Annotated in this window: 16 protein-coding genes; 7 read left to right on the top strand and 9 right to left on the bottom strand. The window is 72.9% G+C overall.

Annotated elements, in window-relative coordinates; translation table 11 throughout:
* Positions 1 to 91: 91 nt before the first annotated feature.
* Positions 92 to 457, bottom strand: a complete 366-nt coding sequence (locus AB0J10_RS11165; protein WP_363060146.1) for a hypothetical protein — start codon at positions 455 to 457, stop codon at positions 92 to 94.
* Positions 458 to 578: 121 nt separating this feature from the next.
* Here AB0J10_RS11165 and AB0J10_RS11160 point away from each other — a divergent pair, with 121 nt between their 5' ends.
* Positions 579 to 986, top strand: a complete 408-nt coding sequence (locus AB0J10_RS11160; RefSeq protein ID WP_363060144.1) for a hypothetical protein — start codon at positions 579 to 581, stop codon at positions 984 to 986.
* Between the two features lie 271 nt (positions 987 to 1,257).
* Here AB0J10_RS11160 and hutH read toward each other — a convergent pair whose 3' ends face one another.
* From hutH to AB0J10_RS11135, 5 genes are all read right to left on the bottom strand, one after another.
* Positions 1,258 to 2,814, bottom strand: coding sequence for a histidine ammonia-lyase (gene hutH, locus AB0J10_RS11155; RefSeq protein ID WP_363060516.1), 1,557 nt, complete (start codon positions 2,812 to 2,814; stop codon positions 1,258 to 1,260).
* 137 nt (positions 2,815 to 2,951) lie between these two features.
* Positions 2,952 to 4,085, bottom strand: a complete 1,134-nt coding sequence (locus AB0J10_RS11150) for a sensor domain-containing diguanylate cyclase (protein WP_363060143.1) — start codon at positions 4,083 to 4,085, stop codon at positions 2,952 to 2,954.
* Positions 4,086 to 4,115: 30 nt separating this feature from the next.
* A complete protein-coding gene (locus AB0J10_RS11145; protein ID WP_363060141.1) occupies positions 4,116 to 4,946 on the bottom strand; it encodes an enoyl-CoA hydratase-related protein in 831 nt (276 codons plus the stop codon).
* Between the two features lie 406 nt (positions 4,947 to 5,352).
* Complete coding sequence (locus tag AB0J10_RS11140) at positions 5,353 to 6,597, bottom strand: adenylate/guanylate cyclase domain-containing protein (protein ID WP_363060140.1); 1,245 nt, start codon at positions 6,595 to 6,597, stop codon at positions 5,353 to 5,355.
* Positions 6,598 to 6,780: 183 nt separating this feature from the next.
* The gene (locus AB0J10_RS11135; RefSeq protein WP_363060138.1) at positions 6,781 to 7,671 is read right to left on the bottom strand and encodes a biotin--[acetyl-CoA-carboxylase] ligase; all 891 of its coding nucleotides are present in this window, start codon (positions 7,669 to 7,671) and stop codon (positions 6,781 to 6,783) included.
* A gap of 198 nt (positions 7,672 to 7,869) precedes the next feature.
* Here AB0J10_RS11135 and AB0J10_RS11130 point away from each other — a divergent pair, with 198 nt between their 5' ends.
* The 4 genes from AB0J10_RS11130 (at position 7,870) to AB0J10_RS11115 (ending at position 10,705) form a co-directional block, all read left to right on the top strand.
* Positions 7,870 to 9,471, top strand: a complete 1,602-nt coding sequence (locus AB0J10_RS11130; protein ID WP_363060136.1) for an acyl-CoA carboxylase subunit beta — start codon at positions 7,870 to 7,872, stop codon at positions 9,469 to 9,471.
* A gap of 26 nt (positions 9,472 to 9,497) precedes the next feature.
* Positions 9,498 to 9,704, top strand: coding sequence for an acyl-CoA carboxylase epsilon subunit (locus tag AB0J10_RS11125; protein WP_138053499.1), 207 nt, complete (start codon positions 9,498 to 9,500; stop codon positions 9,702 to 9,704).
* A 116-nt stretch (positions 9,705 to 9,820) separates the two neighbouring features.
* Entirely contained in the window at positions 9,821 to 9,949 is a 129-nt protein-coding gene (locus AB0J10_RS11120) for a hypothetical protein (protein ID WP_269728731.1), read from the top strand.
* Positions 9,950 to 10,090: 141 nt separating this feature from the next.
* Positions 10,091 to 10,705 (top strand): nucleoside triphosphate pyrophosphatase, encoded by a 615-nt coding sequence (locus tag AB0J10_RS11115; protein ID WP_363060134.1) that lies wholly within the window; start codon positions 10,091 to 10,093, stop codon positions 10,703 to 10,705.
* A 141-nt stretch (positions 10,706 to 10,846) separates the two neighbouring features.
* Here the strand turns inward: AB0J10_RS11115 and AB0J10_RS11110 are convergent, their stop codons facing one another.
* Positions 10,847 to 11,347, bottom strand: a complete 501-nt coding sequence (locus AB0J10_RS11110; protein WP_363060132.1) for a hypothetical protein — start codon at positions 11,345 to 11,347, stop codon at positions 10,847 to 10,849.
* 458 nt (positions 11,348 to 11,805) lie between these two features.
* Between AB0J10_RS11110 and AB0J10_RS11105 the strand changes: the two genes are divergently transcribed.
* Positions 11,806 to 13,569, top strand: coding sequence for a biotin carboxylase N-terminal domain-containing protein (locus tag AB0J10_RS11105; protein WP_363060130.1), 1,764 nt, complete (start codon positions 11,806 to 11,808; stop codon positions 13,567 to 13,569).
* 99 nt (positions 13,570 to 13,668) lie between these two features.
* Entirely contained in the window at positions 13,669 to 14,274 is a 606-nt protein-coding gene (locus AB0J10_RS11100; protein ID WP_363060127.1) for a helix-turn-helix domain-containing protein, read from the top strand.
* A 287-nt stretch (positions 14,275 to 14,561) separates the two neighbouring features.
* Here AB0J10_RS11100 and AB0J10_RS11095 read toward each other — a convergent pair whose 3' ends face one another.
* Positions 14,562 to 15,485, bottom strand: coding sequence for a DeoR/GlpR family DNA-binding transcription regulator (locus AB0J10_RS11095; RefSeq protein WP_363060125.1), 924 nt, complete (start codon positions 15,483 to 15,485; stop codon positions 14,562 to 14,564).
* A gap of 145 nt (positions 15,486 to 15,630) precedes the next feature.
* Positions 15,631 to 17,070 carry an NAD(P)H-quinone dehydrogenase gene (locus tag AB0J10_RS11090; RefSeq protein ID WP_363060123.1) on the bottom strand — a complete coding sequence of 480 codons (1,440 nt, stop codon included), beginning with the start codon at positions 17,068 to 17,070 and terminating at the stop codon, positions 15,631 to 15,633.
* Between the last annotated feature and the right edge of the window lie 174 nt (positions 17,071 to 17,244).

Below are 17,244 nucleotides of genomic sequence, written 5' to 3'. Positions count from 1 at the left end.
GCCTTTCCTGCGGACCCCGACGGCGGGGACGGGCCCCGGTTCGCCGCCCGCGGCGCCCGGGGCCCGGTCGGTCCGTTCGGCTCCCGTCACGTCACGGGCGCCCGGCGCGGTCCGCCCCGTCGTCCTGCCCGTCCTCGTCCGTCTCCCCATCTTCCTCGTCGATATCCCAGTCGTCGGCGTCGGGGTCGTAGTCGATCTGCTCACAGCTCCACGACGCCTGGGCGAGTTCCACGCCGGGAACGTCGCCGATCAGGTCGAACGGGTCGACGAGGTACGCCAGGGCCTCCGCGGAGTCGTCGCTCACGGACGAGGAGGCGTGCGCGCGCTCCTCGTCCGGCATGAGTTCGTCCGTCTCGATACGGTCGAGGGCCGCCCCGGCGAGCTCTTCCGGTTCGGCCACCTCCAGCACCAATTCGACGTGTAGCCGCACATAGCGTGATGTCTCAGAAGTGGTCATACGACGGAGACTAGAGCGCGGGGGCCTCCCGACTTTCCTGCGACCCGCTGCTTTCATTAGCATCGCCGGAGCATCGCCTCACGCGGTCAATTCGCCGCTGTCACAAGGGGGATCGTTTCCCGTGCCCGTCGCCCGTCGTCCGCTGCTGACCGCCACCGCGGCCGGTTCCCTGCTCTGTGCGCTGTGGTTCGTACCCTCGGCGAACGCCACGGCGGACGGTGAGCACGGGCAGCCGGACCGGTCCCGGTCCGAGGATTCCGCTTCCGCCGTCGTCCACGGCAGCCGGGGCACGGACCCGGCGGGCGGCGCGCCGGCCGTGCCCGACGCCGGGGGCACCGGCGACACCCCGGCCGCAGCCGGCGTCCCGGCGGGCGCCGAGGGCCCGCAGGGCGGCGCGCAGAGCCTGTCGCTGGCGGACACCGGAAGCGTGGACACGACGCCGTATCTCGTCGGGGGCACGCTCTTCCTCGGGGTCGGGGCCGGGTTCGTGAGCCTTGCCGCACGCAGGAGCGGCGGCCGACTGGTCTGACCCGCCGCGGTCGGACCGGACCGGGCCCGCCCGGGAGGCGCCTCCAACCCCCTCGGACGTGGCGGAGGCGCCTCCCGGGCGGGGAGGCCCTTCCGCGCGCGGACCCCGCCCACGGGCGACGGGCGCCGCCGGCCGGCGGCGCTGAACGGCCGGGACGACGACGAGTGGCCGAAGCCGAGCGGCCGCCGAAGCCGTACGAGCGCCGGCCCAACGGGACACGGGCGGCCGCGCACGGCCGCCGGTCCCGAGCGGACGCGGCACCCGCCCTTCGCTAAGCCAGTGGACCGGTCACCGACTCCACGGCCCCGATCAGCCGCCCGTCCCGGACGAACGCCTCGGTGGCCGCCAGGTCCGGGGCGAGGAAACGATCCGGCCCGGGTCCGTCCACGCCCGCCGCACGCAGGGCCGCGATGGCCGCCTGGCTCGCAGTCGCGGGAGTGAGCCCGCGGCGCAGTTCGATCGCGCGGGTCGCCGCATAGAGCTCGACGGCGATGATCCTGGCCAGGTTGTCGACGGCCGTGCGCAGCTTGCGCGCGGCCGACCAGCCCATGGAGACGTGGTCCTCCTGCATCGCGGAGGAGGGGATCGAGTCGGCGGAGGCCGGGACGGCGAGCCGCTTCATCTCACTGACCAGGGCCGCCTGGGTGTACTGGGCGATCATCAGGCCGGAGTCCACACCCGCGTCGTCGGCGAGGAAGGGCGGCAGGCCGTGCGAGCGGTTCTTGTCGAGCAGCCGGTCGGTGCGCCGCTCGGCGATGGAGCCGAGATCGGCGGCGGCGACGGCGAGGAAGTCGAGCACGTAAGCGACGGGCGCGCCGTGGAAGTTGCCGTTGGACTCGACCCTGCCCGCGCCGGGGCCTCCGCCGGGCAGCACCACCGGATTGTCGATGGCGGCGGCGAGTTCGCGGTCGGCGACCAGGGCGGCGTGGGCGATGGTGTCCCGCCCTGCACCGGCGACCTGCGGCGCGCAGCGCACAGAGTAGGCGTCCTGGACCCGAGGGGCCTCCTCCTCCTGGAAGTGGCCGGTCAGCTCGGAGCCCTTGAGCACCGCGCTCATGTTGGCGGCCGCGGCGGCCTGGCCCGGGTGGGGGCGGATGGCGTGCAGTTCGGGCGCGAGGACCTTGTCCGTACCGAGCAGGCCCTCAAGCGTGAGGGCGGCGGTGATGTCGGCGGAGGTGTAGAGCCTGCGCAGGTCGGCGAGAGCCATGATCAGCATGCCGAGCATGCCGTCGGTGCCGTTGAGGAGGGCGAGGCCCTCCTTCTCGTGCAGTTCGACGGGCTCGATGCCGTGGGCGGTGAGGAGTTCGCCGGCGGGGCGGACGGTGCCGTCGGGGCCTTCCGCGTCGCCCTCGCCCATCAGCGTCAGAGCACAGTGCGACAGCGGAGCGAGGTCTCCCGAGCAGCCGAGGGAGCCGTACTCGTGAACGACCGGCGTGATCCCTGCGTTCAGGACGTCCGCCATGGTCCGTGCGACCTCGGGGCGTACGCCGGTGTGCCCGGAGGCCACGGTCTTCAGTCGCAGGAACATCAGGGCGCGGACGACCTCGCGCTCGACGCGCGGGCCCATGCCGGCGGCGTGCGAGCGGACGATGTTGCGCTGCAGCTGGGTGCGCAGGTCGTGACCGATGTGCCGGGTCGCCAGGGCGCCGAACCCGGTCGAGACCCCGTACACCGGCTCGGGCTTCGCGGCCAGGGCGTCCACGGTCGCGCGTGCGGCGGCGAGCGCGGTGAGCGCGTCGTCGGAGAGCTCGATCCTGGCGTTGCCGCGGGCCACGGCGATGACGTCTTCGGCGGTGGTCCCGGACGTCCCCACCACGACAGTGTGCATATCCATATTCAGCACCCTACGGATTGAATCCCGCTCTGTCACGGGGTGGGCGGCCCCGCCGGCCCCGGCGGGAACGACCGCCCCGGCGCGCGCGGCACGGAAGCACCCCGCGACACGACCGCGCACGCCGCCACGGCTCAGTGAGGGGCGTCCCGGAAGCGGCGGCGGTCCTGCGGCGACGACGGCGGGGTGTCCGCGAGCGGGAGCACCGAGCCGTCCCGGCCCGCGACCACCGGCCCGGTCGCCCGGGCGGCCTTCGCACGGTACTGCGCGGCGTCCGCGAGCCGGAACAGCCGACGGGCGGAGCGGACCGCGCCGATCGGGTCGCCGGTGGACGCCACACCGCACGCGACGCCCTCCCCCAGCTTCAACTCACCGGCCCGCTCGCAGAGTTCCTCGGCGACCTGCACGACGTCGTCGGCGGAAGGGCCCGCCGTGAGCAGACAGAACTCGTCGCCGCCGAGCCGGGCGGCCAGCGCCCCCGGCAGCATCGCCCCGCACAGCGAGAGCACCGAACCGAAGCGCTCCAGCAGCCGGTCGCCCGCCGCGTGGCCGTGGGTGTCGTTGACCCGCTTGAGCCCGTTGAGGTCGCACACCACCAGCGAGACCACCGAGCCGTCCACCCGGTGCCGCTCCAGCACCTCGTCCAACCGGACGTCCACGGCCCGCCGGTTCGCGAGCCCGGTCAGCGGATCGGTGAACGCGAGTCTGCGGACCTCCTCCAGCCGTTCCTGCTGCGCGATCCCGGCCGCCACGACCTGGGCGAGCACGGTCGCGAAGTCCGCGTCGTCCCGGTCGAACACGGCCTCCCCCGCGGGACGGGCGACGTACAGCTCGCCCCAGGCCCGGCCGTGCAGCACGATCGGCGCGACGACACAGCAGCCGCGCCCGCGCTGCCTCAGCGCGTCGACCCGCTGGTGGCTGTATCCGTGCTCACCCTCCGCCGGGCCGTCCGCCGTCTCCACCCAGGCGCGCGGCGCACCGCCCCCGGCCCACTGCTCGTGCAGGAACTCGGTGATCTCCGGGAAGCGATGCACCGGATAGGTCTCGCCGTCAGGGAACTCCTCCTCGTCCGGGGCGCGGGCTCCGGCGTTCACGAGCACCTTCAGCCGCCCCCGGTCCCGCTCCCAGACGGAGAGCGCGGCGAAACTCCCCCTCAGCGCGTCGCACGCGGCCGCCGCCGCGCCACGCCACAGCTCCCGCGGTGTGCGTGCGGCCGCCATCGCCTGTGCCAGCGCGACGACGGCTCGCAGCCGGACATCCTCACCCATTACCCCAGCTTAGGGATTTTTGTATGTGTTTCACTCGCCGGGCCACTCCGGCTTCCGCTTCTCGTTGAAGGCCGCGACGCCCTCGGCCCGGTCGCCGGAGAACGCCACCGAACGCCATGCCGCGTCCTCTACGTCGAGCCCCGCCCGCAGGTCGAGCCCGTGGCCGAGCCGCAGCGCCCGCTTCGCGGCCCGCAGGCCGACCGGGGAGTTGGCGGCCATCCGGGCCGCCAGGGCGAGGGCGGCAGGACGGGCGTCGTGGGCGAGTTCGTCGACCAGGCCCAACTCCCGGGCCTCGGCGGCCTCCACGCGCCTGGCCGTGAACACCAGCTCCGCCGCCCGCGCCGCCCCGACGCGGCGCGGCAGCAGCTGTGTACCGCCGCCGCCGGGGATCACGCCGACGGACACCTCGGGCAGGCCGACGACGGCCGTCGCGTCGGCCACGATCACATCGCAGGAGAGTGCCAGTTCGAACCCGCCACCCAGGGCGAAGCCGTGCACCGCGGCGATCGTGGGCATCGGCAGTTCCAGCACGCCGGTGTACGCGGCGCGGGCGGTCGGGCGCTGCCGGACCAATTCGGCATCCGTGAAGGAGTTGCGCTCCTTGAGGTCGGCACCGACGCAGAAGGCCCGGTCGTTCGACGAGGTCACGACCGTCACCCGGACCGAACGGTCCGCCGCCAGCGCGGCACAGGCCGCGGCGATGGAGCCGGCCATCTCCGTGGAGACGGCGTTCATGGCCTTGGGGCGGTCGAGCACCAGTTCGGCGACGTGCCCGCCCTCGTGGCGACGTACGGCGACGAAGTCCCCGAAGCGCTGCTCTGACACGCTTGCGGACCCGACCTCGGAGCTGACCTCGGACATGATCGACGACCTCCCGGTTAACGACGGTTCACCGGCAGGAGATCCTAGTGCCGCGCCGGGCAAGGATTGCCCGGCGCGGAGCGGCGTCCGGTGCCTGGGGTCACCCCAGGCCCTCCGGGCCGAGGGGAAGGGTCGCAAGGCGCCGGATCGAACTCCCAGTGCGCCTGCTCGGCCGATTCGGCAACGCCGCGGGTCGCCGGGCCGGGCGTCGCGACGGGGGCAGACGTCACCTGACGCGACGCCAGGGGCTGTCCCGTGTTCGCCGCTGGATCGGCACCCGGCGTCGGATGCGGTGCACCGCGAGGCGGAGAGCCGCCCTCGTACCGGGCGTGTTCGGGCGATCCGACAACACCGCGAGGTGCCGTGGCCGGCGTCGTGCGCCCGCCGGGGACCACGGGACCAGCCCTCAGGCCGGGCGCCGCGTCAACAGCCAGGGTTCCACCACGCCCAGCCCGCGCACCGGCCGCTGCCACATGGGCTGCAGCGCGAAGCGGTACGACGGGGGCTCCTCGCCCTCCTTCTCGGCGGCGGCCGCCGCCTCCGCGGCCTCCGCCTCCGACACTGGCGCGTCGCCGGTGCGCGCCAGCTCCTCCGCGAACGCCCCGTCCACCAGGACGGCGTCCTTCGGCGCTATCGAGGTCAGCCGGCTCGCCAGGTTCACCGTCGTACCGAACACATCGCCCATCCGGGTCGTCACCGTCCCGAAGGAGATGCCGACCCGCAGCGCCGGCATGGTCTCGTCGTGCGACAGCGTCTCGATCAGCCGCATCGCGATCTCCGCGGCCGTCCCCGCGTCGTCCGCGGCGAAGAGCACCTCGTCCCCGAGGGTCTTGATCAGCCTGCCGCCGTGCGCGGCGACCAGGTCGGCACAGGTCGTCTCGAACGCCTCGACCAGCTCGCCCAGCTCCTCCTCCTCCAGGCGGCGGGTGAGCCGGGTGAAGCCGACGAGGTCCGCGAAGCCGACCGCGAGCCGCCGGTCGACCATCTCCTCGTCGTCCGCGGCCTGCACGACCCGGCCGGTGGCGGCGGCCAGCTGGCGGCGCCACACGTAGACGAGGAACTCCTCCAGCTCCGGCAGCAGCAGCTCGACCAGGGGATAGGTGACCTCGGTACGGGTCATCCCCGGCTCGGGCGGTTCGGTGAGGCCCTCGAGGAAGGAGTCGATCTGCCACTCCGCGAGCCGGGCCGTGGTCTGGCCGGTGGACCGCGCCACCTGGACCGCCATCGGCTCGCTCAGCAGCCCGGCCTCCACCAGACCGGCCAGTCGGCGCAGCGCGAGCACATCGGCCTCGGTCAGGGCCTTGGCCTGGCCGATGTCGGCGAATCCCATGGCCCGCCAGAAGCGGGACGCCAGGTCCATGGACACCCCGGCGGTCCTGGCGGCCTGAAAGGGGGTGTAGCGGCGGTCCGCGCCCAGGATCAGTTGTTCCAGCCGGATGGCCAGCGGGTCCTTGGTCGGCTCGGCCGTGTGGTCCACCTCGTGGTGCGGCGTCGGGTGGACGTCCGACGTCTGCCTCCGGCCGGAGCCGCCCCCGGAGGAGTCCGCCCCGGCGGACGCGCCCCCGCCGGAGGGCTCCGTCCCCGGCGCACTCCCGCCCGGGGAGTCCCCGCCGGAAGCGTCCGCGCCGGAGGCGCTGTCGTCGACGGTCACCGGCCGCCTCCTGCCCGTTCCCTGCGCACTGCCCTGCCGATCTGTCGTGCGTGCCGGTCCGCGTACGGCCGCGGGAAGCCCGGCGCGGCCTCAACGATACGGCAGGTGTGCCCTGGCTCACGTCCCCGTGGCGCGGCCCGTCCGGGGTGTCCGACCGGTCACGCCGGACGGCCGCACCCCCGGTCACCGGCCGTTCGGCCGCAGGTGGACGATGTCGCCGGCCCCGATGGGGTGGTCCTTGCCGTCGGGGGTGGTCACCACGAGCCGCCCGTCGCCGTCGATCGCGACCGCCTCGCCGATCAGGCTGCGGTCGCCGGGGAGCTCGGCGCGGACCGTGAGCCCCAGGGTCGAGCAGCCGGCCGCGTACGTCTCCTGCAGCCGCGAGGCATGCGCGTCGCCGTTCGCCGCCCGCCAGGTGCCGTACCAGTCCTCCAGCGAGCGCAGCAACGCCCGGAGCAGGGGGTCGCGGTCGGTGGAGACGGCGTTCGCGAGGGCCAGGGAGCCCGCCTGGGGCACGGGGAGCTCGTCCTCGCGAAGGGTGACGTTGATCCCGATGCCGACGACGACGCCGTCGTTGCCCACGCGCTCGGCGAGGATGCCGCCCGCCTTCCGCTCCTCCCCGCCGACCTTCACCATCAGGTCGTTCGGCCACTTCAGCGCGAAGTCGGCGCCGGCCGCCCTGGCCAGGCCCGTCGCCGCGGCGACACCGGTCAGCAGCGGCAGCCAGCCCCAGCGGTCCACGGGCACGTCGGGCTTCAGCAGTACGGAGAGGAAGAGTCCGGAGCGCGGGGGTGCGGTCCAGCTGCGGTCGAGACGGCCGCGTCCGGACGTCTGCTCCTCGGCGACGAGCACGGCCCCCTCGCCGAGCTCCGCGGCCCGGGCCGCGAGGTCGGAGTTGGTGGAGCCGGTCGCCTCGACGACGTCGAGCGAGGTCCACAGCCCGCCGGGGCGGATCAGTGCGCGGCGCAGGGCGGCGGCGTTGAGCGGCGGGCGGTCGAGGTCGGACCAGCGGCCGCCTGCGGGGCCGCCGGTGGGCTCGTCGGACGGGCTGCCGGAGGTGTCGTGAGGCGTCATGCCGCACAGCTTGGCCCCATCCGTCCCCGAGACGCGAACCGCGGGGACGGACCGTGTCGGGCCCTGCGCGCAAGCACTACGGGGTGTGGCCAACGCCGCACTGCCGAACGGTATCCGCGCCGATACGCTACGAGTCAGTAGCCAGACCTCTCCTTACGTAGCCAACACCCCCGTGACCAGGCAGGGAGCCGCATCCCGATGTCCGAGCCGGCAGAGCACCAAGAGATCGACATCCACACCACCGCTGGCAAGCTCGCGGATTTCCAGCGCCGTGTCCACGAGGCGACGCACGCGGGCTCCGAACGCGCGGTCGAGAAGCAGCACGCCAAGGGCAAGCTGACTGCCCGTGAGCGGATCGAACTCCTCCTCGACGAGGGGTCGTTCGTCGAGCTGGACGAACTCGCACGGCACCGCTCCACCAACTTCGGACTGGAGAAGACCCGCCCGTACGGCGACGGCGTCGTCACCGGCTACGGCACGGTCGACGGCCGGCCGGTGGCCGTGTTCTCACAGGACTTCACGGTCTTCGGCGGGGCCCTGGGCGAGGTCTTCGGCCAGAAGATCATCAAGGTGATGGACTTCGCGCTGAAGACCGGCTGCCCGGTCGTCGGGATCAACGACTCCGGTGGCGCGCGCATCCAGGAGGGCGTCAGCGCGCTGGGCATGTACGGCGAGATCTTCCGTCGCAACACCCACGCGTCCGGGGTGATCCCGCAGATCTCCCTGGTCGTGGGCCCCTGCGCGGGCGGCGCCGTGTACTCACCCGCGATCACCGACTTCACGGTGATGGTCGACCAGACCTCGCACATGTTCATCACCGGACCGGACGTCATCAAGACGGTCACCGGCGAGGACGTGGGCTTCGAGGAACTGGGCGGCGCCCGCACCCACAACACCACGTCCGGTGTCGCCCACCACATGGCCGGCGACGAGAAGGACGCGATCGAGTACGTCAAGTCGCTGCTGTCGTACCTGCCGTCGAACAACCTGTCAGAGCCGCCGTCCTTCCCGGAGGACGCCTCCCTGGAACTCACCGCGGAGGACCAGGAGCTGGACACGCTGATGCCGGACAGCGCCAACCAGCCGTACGACATGCACACGATCATCGAGCACGTGCTGGACGACGGTGAGTTCCTGGAGACCCAGGGGATGTTCGCACCGAACATCGTCACCGGCTTCGGACGGGTCGAGGGCTTCCCCGTCGGCATCGTCGCCAACCAGCCGATGCAGTTCGCGGGCTGTCTCGACATCGACGCGAGCGAGAAGGCCGCCCGCTTCGTGCGCACCTGCGACGCGTTCAACATCCCCGTGGTCACGTTCGTCGACGTGCCCGGCTTCCTGCCGGGCGTGGACCAGGAGTACGGCGGCATCATCCGGCGCGGCGCGAAACTGATCTACGCCTACGCCGAGGCGACCGTGCCGCTGATCACCGTGATCACACGCAAGGCGTTCGGCGGCGCGTACGACGTGATGGGCTCCAAGCACCTGGGCGCCGACCTGAACCTGGCCTGGCCGACCGCCCAGATCGCGGTGATGGGCGCGCAGGGCGCGGTGAACATCCTGCACCGCCGCACGCTCGCCGCCGCCTCGGACGCCGAGGCCCAGGAGAAGCTGCGGGCCGAGCTGATCACGGCCTACGAGGACACGCTCCTCAACCCGTACGTCGCCGCCGAACGCGGCTACATCGACGCCGTGATCATGCCCTCCGACACCCGCGCCCAGATCGTGAAGGGCCTGCGTCAGCTGCGGACCAAGCGGGAAAACCTCCCCCCGAAGAAGCACGGCAACATCCCCCTGTAGATCCCCGAGGACCACGAGGAGCAGTGATGATCAGGGTCGTACGGGGAAACCCGACCCCGGAGGAACTGGCCGCCGCCCTGGCGGTGGTCCAGGCACGCGCCGCCGCGACGGCCTCCGCCGTGTCCGGTGCGCCGCTGCCGCCCGAGGAGTGGTCGGACCCCGCCCGAATCGCCCGGGCCCGGGCACTGCGGGTGGGACCGCGGGCGTGGACGCGGACGTACTGGCCGGGCTGAGCCCGCGAGCGGGGGTCCCCGAGGGCTCCGCGGTTCCGTGATCGGTCCCCGGCCACCAGGGCGCCTGAGTATCCGTACTCAGGCGCCCTCGGCGTCCCACCGCCACGATCGGAACCATGCTGTGGTCCGACCCGGAGAACGAACCCCCGCAGGAAATGCGCGACATGCAGGCGATGATGCGCCGCGCGGGCGTCCTGCTGGCACTGGCCATGATCGTCGCGATGTTCGTCGTCGGACTGCGCTGACGGACGGCGACGGGGAAGGGGAAGGGACCGACTCCGCCGACCGGGACGGTGATGCCGTGCGCACCGCGCGCCCGGGCCCGGCGCCGGCACCCGGAGCGGGTTGCCGCAGCGGCCTCCTGGCCGTCACCCCGGCCGCCTACGATGGCCCGCATGACCGATCAGCCCCGCCGCGTCGTCCTCGCCTCCGCCTCCCCCGCCCGCCTCGGACTGCTCCGGGCCGCCGGGCTCGCCCCGGAGGTCATCGTCAGCGGCGTCGACGAGGACGCGCTGACCGCGCCCGGCCCGGGCGCGCTCGCACTCGTCCTCGCCGAGGCCAAGGCGGAGGCGGTGGCCGCCCGCCCCGAGGTCGCCGGCGCCCTCGTCATCGGCTGCGACTCCGTGCTCGAACTCGACGGCGAGGCCCTCGGCAAGCCGGCCGACGAGGAAGAGGCCACCGCCCGGTGGAAGTCCATGCGCGGCCGTGCGGGCATCCTGCAGACCGGTCACTGCGTCGTCGACACGGCCACCGGCCGCCGCGCCTCCGCGACCGCCTCCACCACGGTCCGCTTCGGCGACCCGACCGACGCCGAGATCGCCGCGTACGTCGAGAGCGGCGAACCGCTGCACGTGGCGGGCGCGTTCACGCTGGACGGCCGGTCCGCCCCGTTCGTCGAATCCATCGACGGCAGCCACGGCAATGTGATCGGACTGTCGCTGCCGCTGCTGCGCCGTCTGCTGGCGGACCTGGGGATCGGCATCACGGATCTCTGGACCTGACGCGCGAAAGGGGCGGGGCTGGCAGGTCGCGGGCCGGGCCACGCGCGCCGGGGCGTACCGGGACGCGGCCGGGCGGACACCGACCGGACCGGGCCGGGACCGCTCGCCCGCGGGACCGGCGCCGGGCCCGCTCCGAGGTCCTCAGGCCGTGGTCGGACCCTCGCCGACGACGGGCCCCTTGTCCATGGAGACCGACGGGCCGGCGCCGCCGGGCGCGGCCCCTCCCTCGTTCTCCTGGGGTTCCGTGCCGCCGTACTGCAGCAGGGCGAGCACGATCAGGCCCAGCACCACCATCAGGAACGTGAACGCGTGCCAGCCGACCAGCCCCACGGTCAGCGCGCCGAGCACGCCGTGCACCACCGCACAGCTGACCAGCAGCACCCGGCCCCAGCGGCCGGGGCCGCGGTCGCGGACGGCGGCGACCAGGAAGAGCGTGCCGCAGACGGCGAGGAAGAGCCCGAAGACCCCGCCCATCACCCAGGTGCTGGTGGCCATGACATCGGGATCGAGGCCGTCCACGGACATGCTCTGGCCGTTCACGAAGGTGGCCATGATGCCGTTGATCACGACGATGCCGACGGCTTCCAGATAGAGCACGATGGCGGCCACCACGGCCACCGTTCTGCGTACCACGGCGCCCACCCCTTAGCTTTCCGGCCTCTGTTACCAGCAGTACGAACGACACGGCGAACGCTACTAACGGGTAAACCCGCGGACAAGGGCCCGGGCACGGGCAAAGAATCATTCGGCCATTCGTAGGGACTCCACAAAGAAACGCGTGTCGCCGCTGACCGCCGAGGCAGAGACCTTGACCACACCTGACGGCTACTCTGCACAGGAGAAAACAGACGTACCGTGGTGCGACAAGGGCATTCACAGCACGGTCCCGCCCCGGATCACCCTCCGTGTGGGGAAGCTCACGACTGGGAACGGGTCGAAAGGCCGTGTCGGTAGTCCCTAAACTCAGCGTGTTTCAGCGAAGTCTTCGGCGCGGTGACCCGCCGAGTGCTCCGGCCGGCACGCCCGGACCGGGGACCGGCCCGCGGCGTGGCCGCGAACCGGGGCGTCACCCCCGGGACAACAGCAAGGAGGGAGCCATCGTGCGCAAGGTGCTCATCGCCAACCGAGGCGAGATCGCTGTCCGCGTTGCCCGTGCATGCCGGGACGCCGGGATCGCGAGCGTAGCCGTCTACGCCGACCCGGACCGTGACGCTCTGCACGTCCGCGCGGCCGACGAAGCGTTCGCCCTGGGCGGTGACACCCCGGCCGCCAGCTACCTGGACATGGCGAAGGTCCTCCAGGCCGCCGCCGACTCCGGCGCGGACGCCATCCACCCCGGGTACGGCTTCCTCTCCGAGAACGCCGACTTCGCCCAGGCCGTCATCGACGCCGGGCTCACCTGGATCGGCCCCCCGCCCGCCGCCATCCGCGACCTCGGCGACAAGGTGGCGGCCCGTCACATCGCCCAGCGCGCCGGAGCCCCGCTGGTGGCCGGCACCCCGGACCCCGTCTCCGGCGCTGACGAGGTCGTCGCCTTCGCCGAGGAGAACGGCCTCCCCATCGCGATCAAGGCCGCCTTCGGCGGCGGCGGGCGCGGCCTGAAGGTCGCCCGCACGCTGGAGGAGGTCCCCGAGCTCTACGACTCGGCGGTGCGCGAGGCCGTCGCGGCCTTCGGCCGCGGGGAGTGCTTCGTCGAGCGGTACCTGGACAAGCCGCGGCACGTCGAGACCCAGTGCCTGGCCGACCAGCACGGGAACGTCGTCGTGGTGTCCACCCGTGACTGCTCGCTGCAGCGCCGGCACCAGAAGCTCGTGGAGGAGGCACCCGCGCCGTTCCTCACCAAGGAGCAGAACGCCGAGCTGTACCGCGCCTCCAAGGCCATCCTCAAGGAGGCCGGCTACGTCGGCGCGGGCACCGTGGAGTTCCTCGTCGGCAACGACGGCACGATCTCCTTCCTCGAGGTCAACACCCGTCTGCAGGTCGAGCACCCGGTCACCGAGGAGGTCACCGGCATCGACCTGGTGCGGGAGATGTTCCGCATCGCCGACGGCGAGAAGCTGGGCTACGACGACCCGCCGCTGCGGGGCCACTCCTTCGAGTTCCGCATCAACGGCGAGGACCCCGGCCGGGGCTTCCTCCCGGCGCCCGGCACCGTCACCTCCTTTGTCGCGCCCTCCGGCCCGGGTGTCCGCCTGGACGCGGGCGTGGAGTCCGGCAGCGTCATCGGCCCCGCGTGGGACTCGCTGCTGGCGAAGCTGATCATCACCGGCGCCACCCGTGAGCAGGCGCTGCAGCGTGCGGCACGCGCGCTGGCCGAGTTCCAGGTCGAGGGCATGGCCACGGCCATCCCGTTCCACCGCGCGGTCGTCTCGGACCCGGCCTTCGCCCCGGCGGGCGGCACCCCGTTCAAGGTCCACACCCGCTGGATCGAGACCGAGTTCGTCAACGAGATCAAGCCCTTCGCCGCCCCGGCCGACGCCGAGGCGGAGGAGGAGCCGGGCCGCGAGACGGTCGTCGTCGAGGTCGGCGGCAAGCGCCTGGAGGTGTCGCTGCCGTCCTCCCTGGGCATGACCCTGGCCCGGACCGCCGCGGCCGGCGGAGCGCGCCCCAAGCGCCGCGCGGCCAAGAAGTCCGGCCCCGCCGCTTCCGGTGACACGCTGGCCTCCCCGATGCAGGGCACCATCGTCAAGATCGCCGTGGAGGAGGGCCAGGAGGTCAAGGAGGGCGACCTCGTCGTCGTCCTGGAGGCCATGAAGATGGAGCAGCCGCTGAACGCGCACCGCTCCGGCACCGTGAAGGGCCTCAGCGCCGAGGTCGGCGCGTCGATCACCTCCGGCGCGGTGATCTGCGAGATCAAGGACTGACACCGCCGCCCGGTTCTACGCGGACGGGGCTCGCCGGATACTCCCGGCGGGCCCCGTCCGCGTTCCGGCCGAGGGCCGAGCGGGGTTCGCACCAATGGCATGCTGGGTGCCATGACGACGAGTACGGCGGCCGGCGCCACAGCGGGCGCGGTACGGCCGATGCGGGCCGACGCGCGCCGCAACTACGAGCGGCTGCTCGTCGAGGCGCGCAGGGCGTTCGCCGAGCACGGCACGGACGCCTCCCTCGAGGACATCGCCAAGCGGGCGGGCGTGGGCATCGGCACGCTCTACCGCCATTTCCCGAACCGGCACGCACTGATGAACGCGGTCTTCCAGGACGCACTGGCGTCCCTGCTCGACCGGTCCGGGGAACTGGTCTCGGCGGACCAGCCGTGCGCCGCCCTGGTGGAATGGCTGCGCGCCATCATCACTCATGCGGGTGAATACCGCGGGGTGGCCCGGGCACTCATGTCGGCCTCGCACGACGCCAGTTCCGCCCTCTCCCAGTGCAGCGTCCCCCTGCGCGACGCGGGCGCCCGGCTCCTGTCCCGCGCCCAGGAGACCGGCGCGGTCCGGTCCGACGTCTCCATCACCGACCTTCTCCAGCTCACCAACGCGATCGCCCTGGCGGCCGAGCAGGCCCCGTCCGACCCCGAACTGGCGGACCGGCTGCTGATGCTGACGTTGCGCGGTCTGAAGGCGTAGGCCGCGGCTCTCCCCTCGTCGACGAGGGCTTCGCGGCGAACCGAGCCGGCTCATGGGGCGGGGCACCCCGCGGGGCCCGCCGCCACGACCATGGGAGCCCGCTCCCCCGTGCGGCGGCGGAGCGCGTCCTGCCGGGCGGGGGCCGGGACCGGCCGTGCGGTCGTCCCGAGGGCCGCGGCACCGGCGACGGCCCGCGCCACCGGCACACCCGGATCGGCACGGTCGCGACGCCCTCCCCGGCCCCCTGTCCACGACCCCGGTCCCGCGGTCGCGGCGGTCCGGCGCCCTCAGCGGCGGCGCAGGTCCGCCACACGCCGCTCCGGGGGCTCGGCGGCGAGGGCGGCGGCCGGACGGAGCGGGGTGGTCGGGTGGGTCGTGCGGCGCTGGCCCGGTAGGGGGACCTCGCGACGCGGGTGGGTCGCGTCGGCCGCCGTGCCCGCCACGGCGACCTGCACCCCCTGGTCCGCGAGCGCCTGCAGCTCCGTCGCCGCCCGGTCGTCGTGCTGCGGCGGCTCGTCCGTCACCAGGCGGGTGATCACGTCCGTCGGCACGGTCTGGAACATCGTGTCCGTGCCCAGCTTGGTGTGGTCGGCCAGCACGACGACCTCCGAGGCCGCCTGCACCAGCGCCCGGTCCACGCTCGCCGACAGCATGTTGGACGTGGACAGCCCGCGCTCGGCCGTCAGACCGCTGCCGGACAGGAAGGCCCGGGAGACCCGCAGCCCCTGGAGGGACTGCTCCGCCCCACTGCCGACCAGCGCGTAGTTCGAGCCGCGCAGCGTGCCGCCGGTCATGACGACCTCGACGCGGTTGGCGTGCGCCAGCGCCTGCGCGACCAGCAGCGAGTTGGTGACCACGGTGAGCCCTGGGATCCGCGCGAGCCGGCGGGCCAGCTCCTGCGTGGTCGTGCCGGCGCCGACCACGACGGCCTCGCCCTCCTCGACCAGGCCGGCCGCGAGATCGGCGATGGCTGTCTTCTCCGCGGTCGCGAGATGGGATTTCTGCGGGAAGCCGGATTCTCGCGTGAATCCACCCGGCAACACCGCACCGCCGTGCCGGCGGTCGAGCAGTCCTTCTGCCTCCAGAGCCCGCACGTCCCGCCGTACGGTCACTTCGGAGGTCTGGACGACGCGGGCGAGCTCACGGAGCGAAACCGCCCCGTTGGCGCGCACCATTTCGAGGATCAATTGACGACGTTCTGCAGCGAACACGAAACTGACAGTAACCCCAGCGGTCGATGCTTTTCAGCACTTTGCGCCGAATACGGGAAGTTGCCTACACGGGGGTACTGGCAGTGGTATAGGCCCGCTGCCCTATCGTCCCGGCTTGCCGGGGTTGATCCCCGCGGCTCCCGCGCTACGCCCCTCCGGTCGCCTTCCGGGTGTGCAACTGGCGCGCGACCTCCGCGATCGAGCCGGACAACGACGGGTACACGGTGAAGGCGTTTGCGATCTGTTCCACCGTCAGGTTGTTGTCGACCGCGATCGAGATGGGGTGGATCAGTTCCGAAGCGCGCGGCGCAACGACCACACCGCCGACCACGATGCCGGTGCCGGGCCGGCAGAAGATCTTCACGAAGCCGTCCCTGATGCCCTGCATCTTGGCGCGCGGGTTGCGCAGCAGCGGCAGCTTGACGACCCGGGCCTCGATGACGCCGCCGTCCACGTCCGCCTGGGTGTAGCCGACGGTCGCGATCTCCGGGTCGGTGAAGACGTTCGAGGAGACCGTCTTCAGGTTGAGCGGGGTCACCGCGTCGCCCAGGAAGTGGTACATGGCGATGCGTCCCTGCATCGCCGCCACCGAGGCCAGCGCGAAGACGCCGGTGACGTCGCCGGCCGCGTACACGCCCGGCGCCGTGGTGCGCGAGACCTTGTCGGTCCAGATGTGACCGGACTCGGTGAGCTTGATCCCCGCCTCCTCCAGGCCCATGCCCGCGGAGTTGGGGACGGCACCGACGGCCATCAGGCAGTGGGTGCCGGTGATGACCCGGCCGTCGGCCAGCGTCACCTCGACCCGGTCGCCGACCCGCTTGGCGGACTGGGCCCGGGAGCGGGCCATGACGTTCATGCCGCGGCGCCGGAAGACGTCCTCGAGGACCGCGGCGGCGTCCGGGTCCTCCCCCGGCAGCACCCGGTCGCGGGAGGAGACAAGCGTGACCCGGGAACCGAGCGCCTGGTAGGCGCCGGCGAACTCGGCACCGGTCACGCCCGAGCCGACCACGATCAGCTCTTCGGGCAGCTCGTCCAGGTCGTACACCTGGGTCCAGTTGAGGATTCGCTCGCCGTCCGGCTGGGCGTCGGGGATCTCGCGCGGGTGCCCCCCGGTGGCGATCAGCACGGCGTCGGCGGTGAGTGTCTCCTCGCTGCCGTCCGCCGCGGTGACGACGACCCTGCGGGAGCCGTCCAGGGCCTGACCGTCGTCCAGCCGGCCCCGGCCGCGCATGACGCGCGCACCCGCTCGGGTCACGGCGGCGGTGATGTCGTGGGACTGGGCGAGCGCGAGCCGCTTGACCCGCCGGTTGACCTTGCCGAGGTCGACGCCGACGATCCGTGCGGCCTGCTCGATGTGCGGGGTGTCGTCCGCGACGATGATGCCGAGCTCCTCGTGCGAGGAGTCGAAGTTCGTCATCACCTCGGCGGTGGCGATCAGGGTCTTCGAGGGTACGCAGTCGGTGAGTACGGAGGCTCCGCCGAGGCCGTCGCAGTCGACGACGGTCACCTCCGCGCCGAGCTGGGCGGCCACCAGAGCCGCCTCGTATCCGCCGGGTCCGCCACCGATGATCACGATCCGGGTCACTGGGGTTACGCCTCGCGCTCTCGCTCTGCCGGGTGTCCGTCCCCTCCATTCTCCCGCACGCGGGAACCTGCTTCGCGCCCGGGGCTCTCCCGGGCCGGGAGCGGACCGGGAGGGAACGGGCGGAGAGGAGGAGGAGACCCGGCGCGGACGCGGGACCTGCGAGTACGCGCCCCG

This window comes from Streptomyces sp. NPDC049887 (assembly GCF_040656535.1).
In the GTDB taxonomy this organism is placed as follows: Bacteria; Actinomycetota; Actinomycetes; order Streptomycetales; family Streptomycetaceae; genus Streptomyces.
Note: the sequence above shows the minus strand (reverse complement) of the source record. Positions and strands in the feature narration are given on the sequence as shown.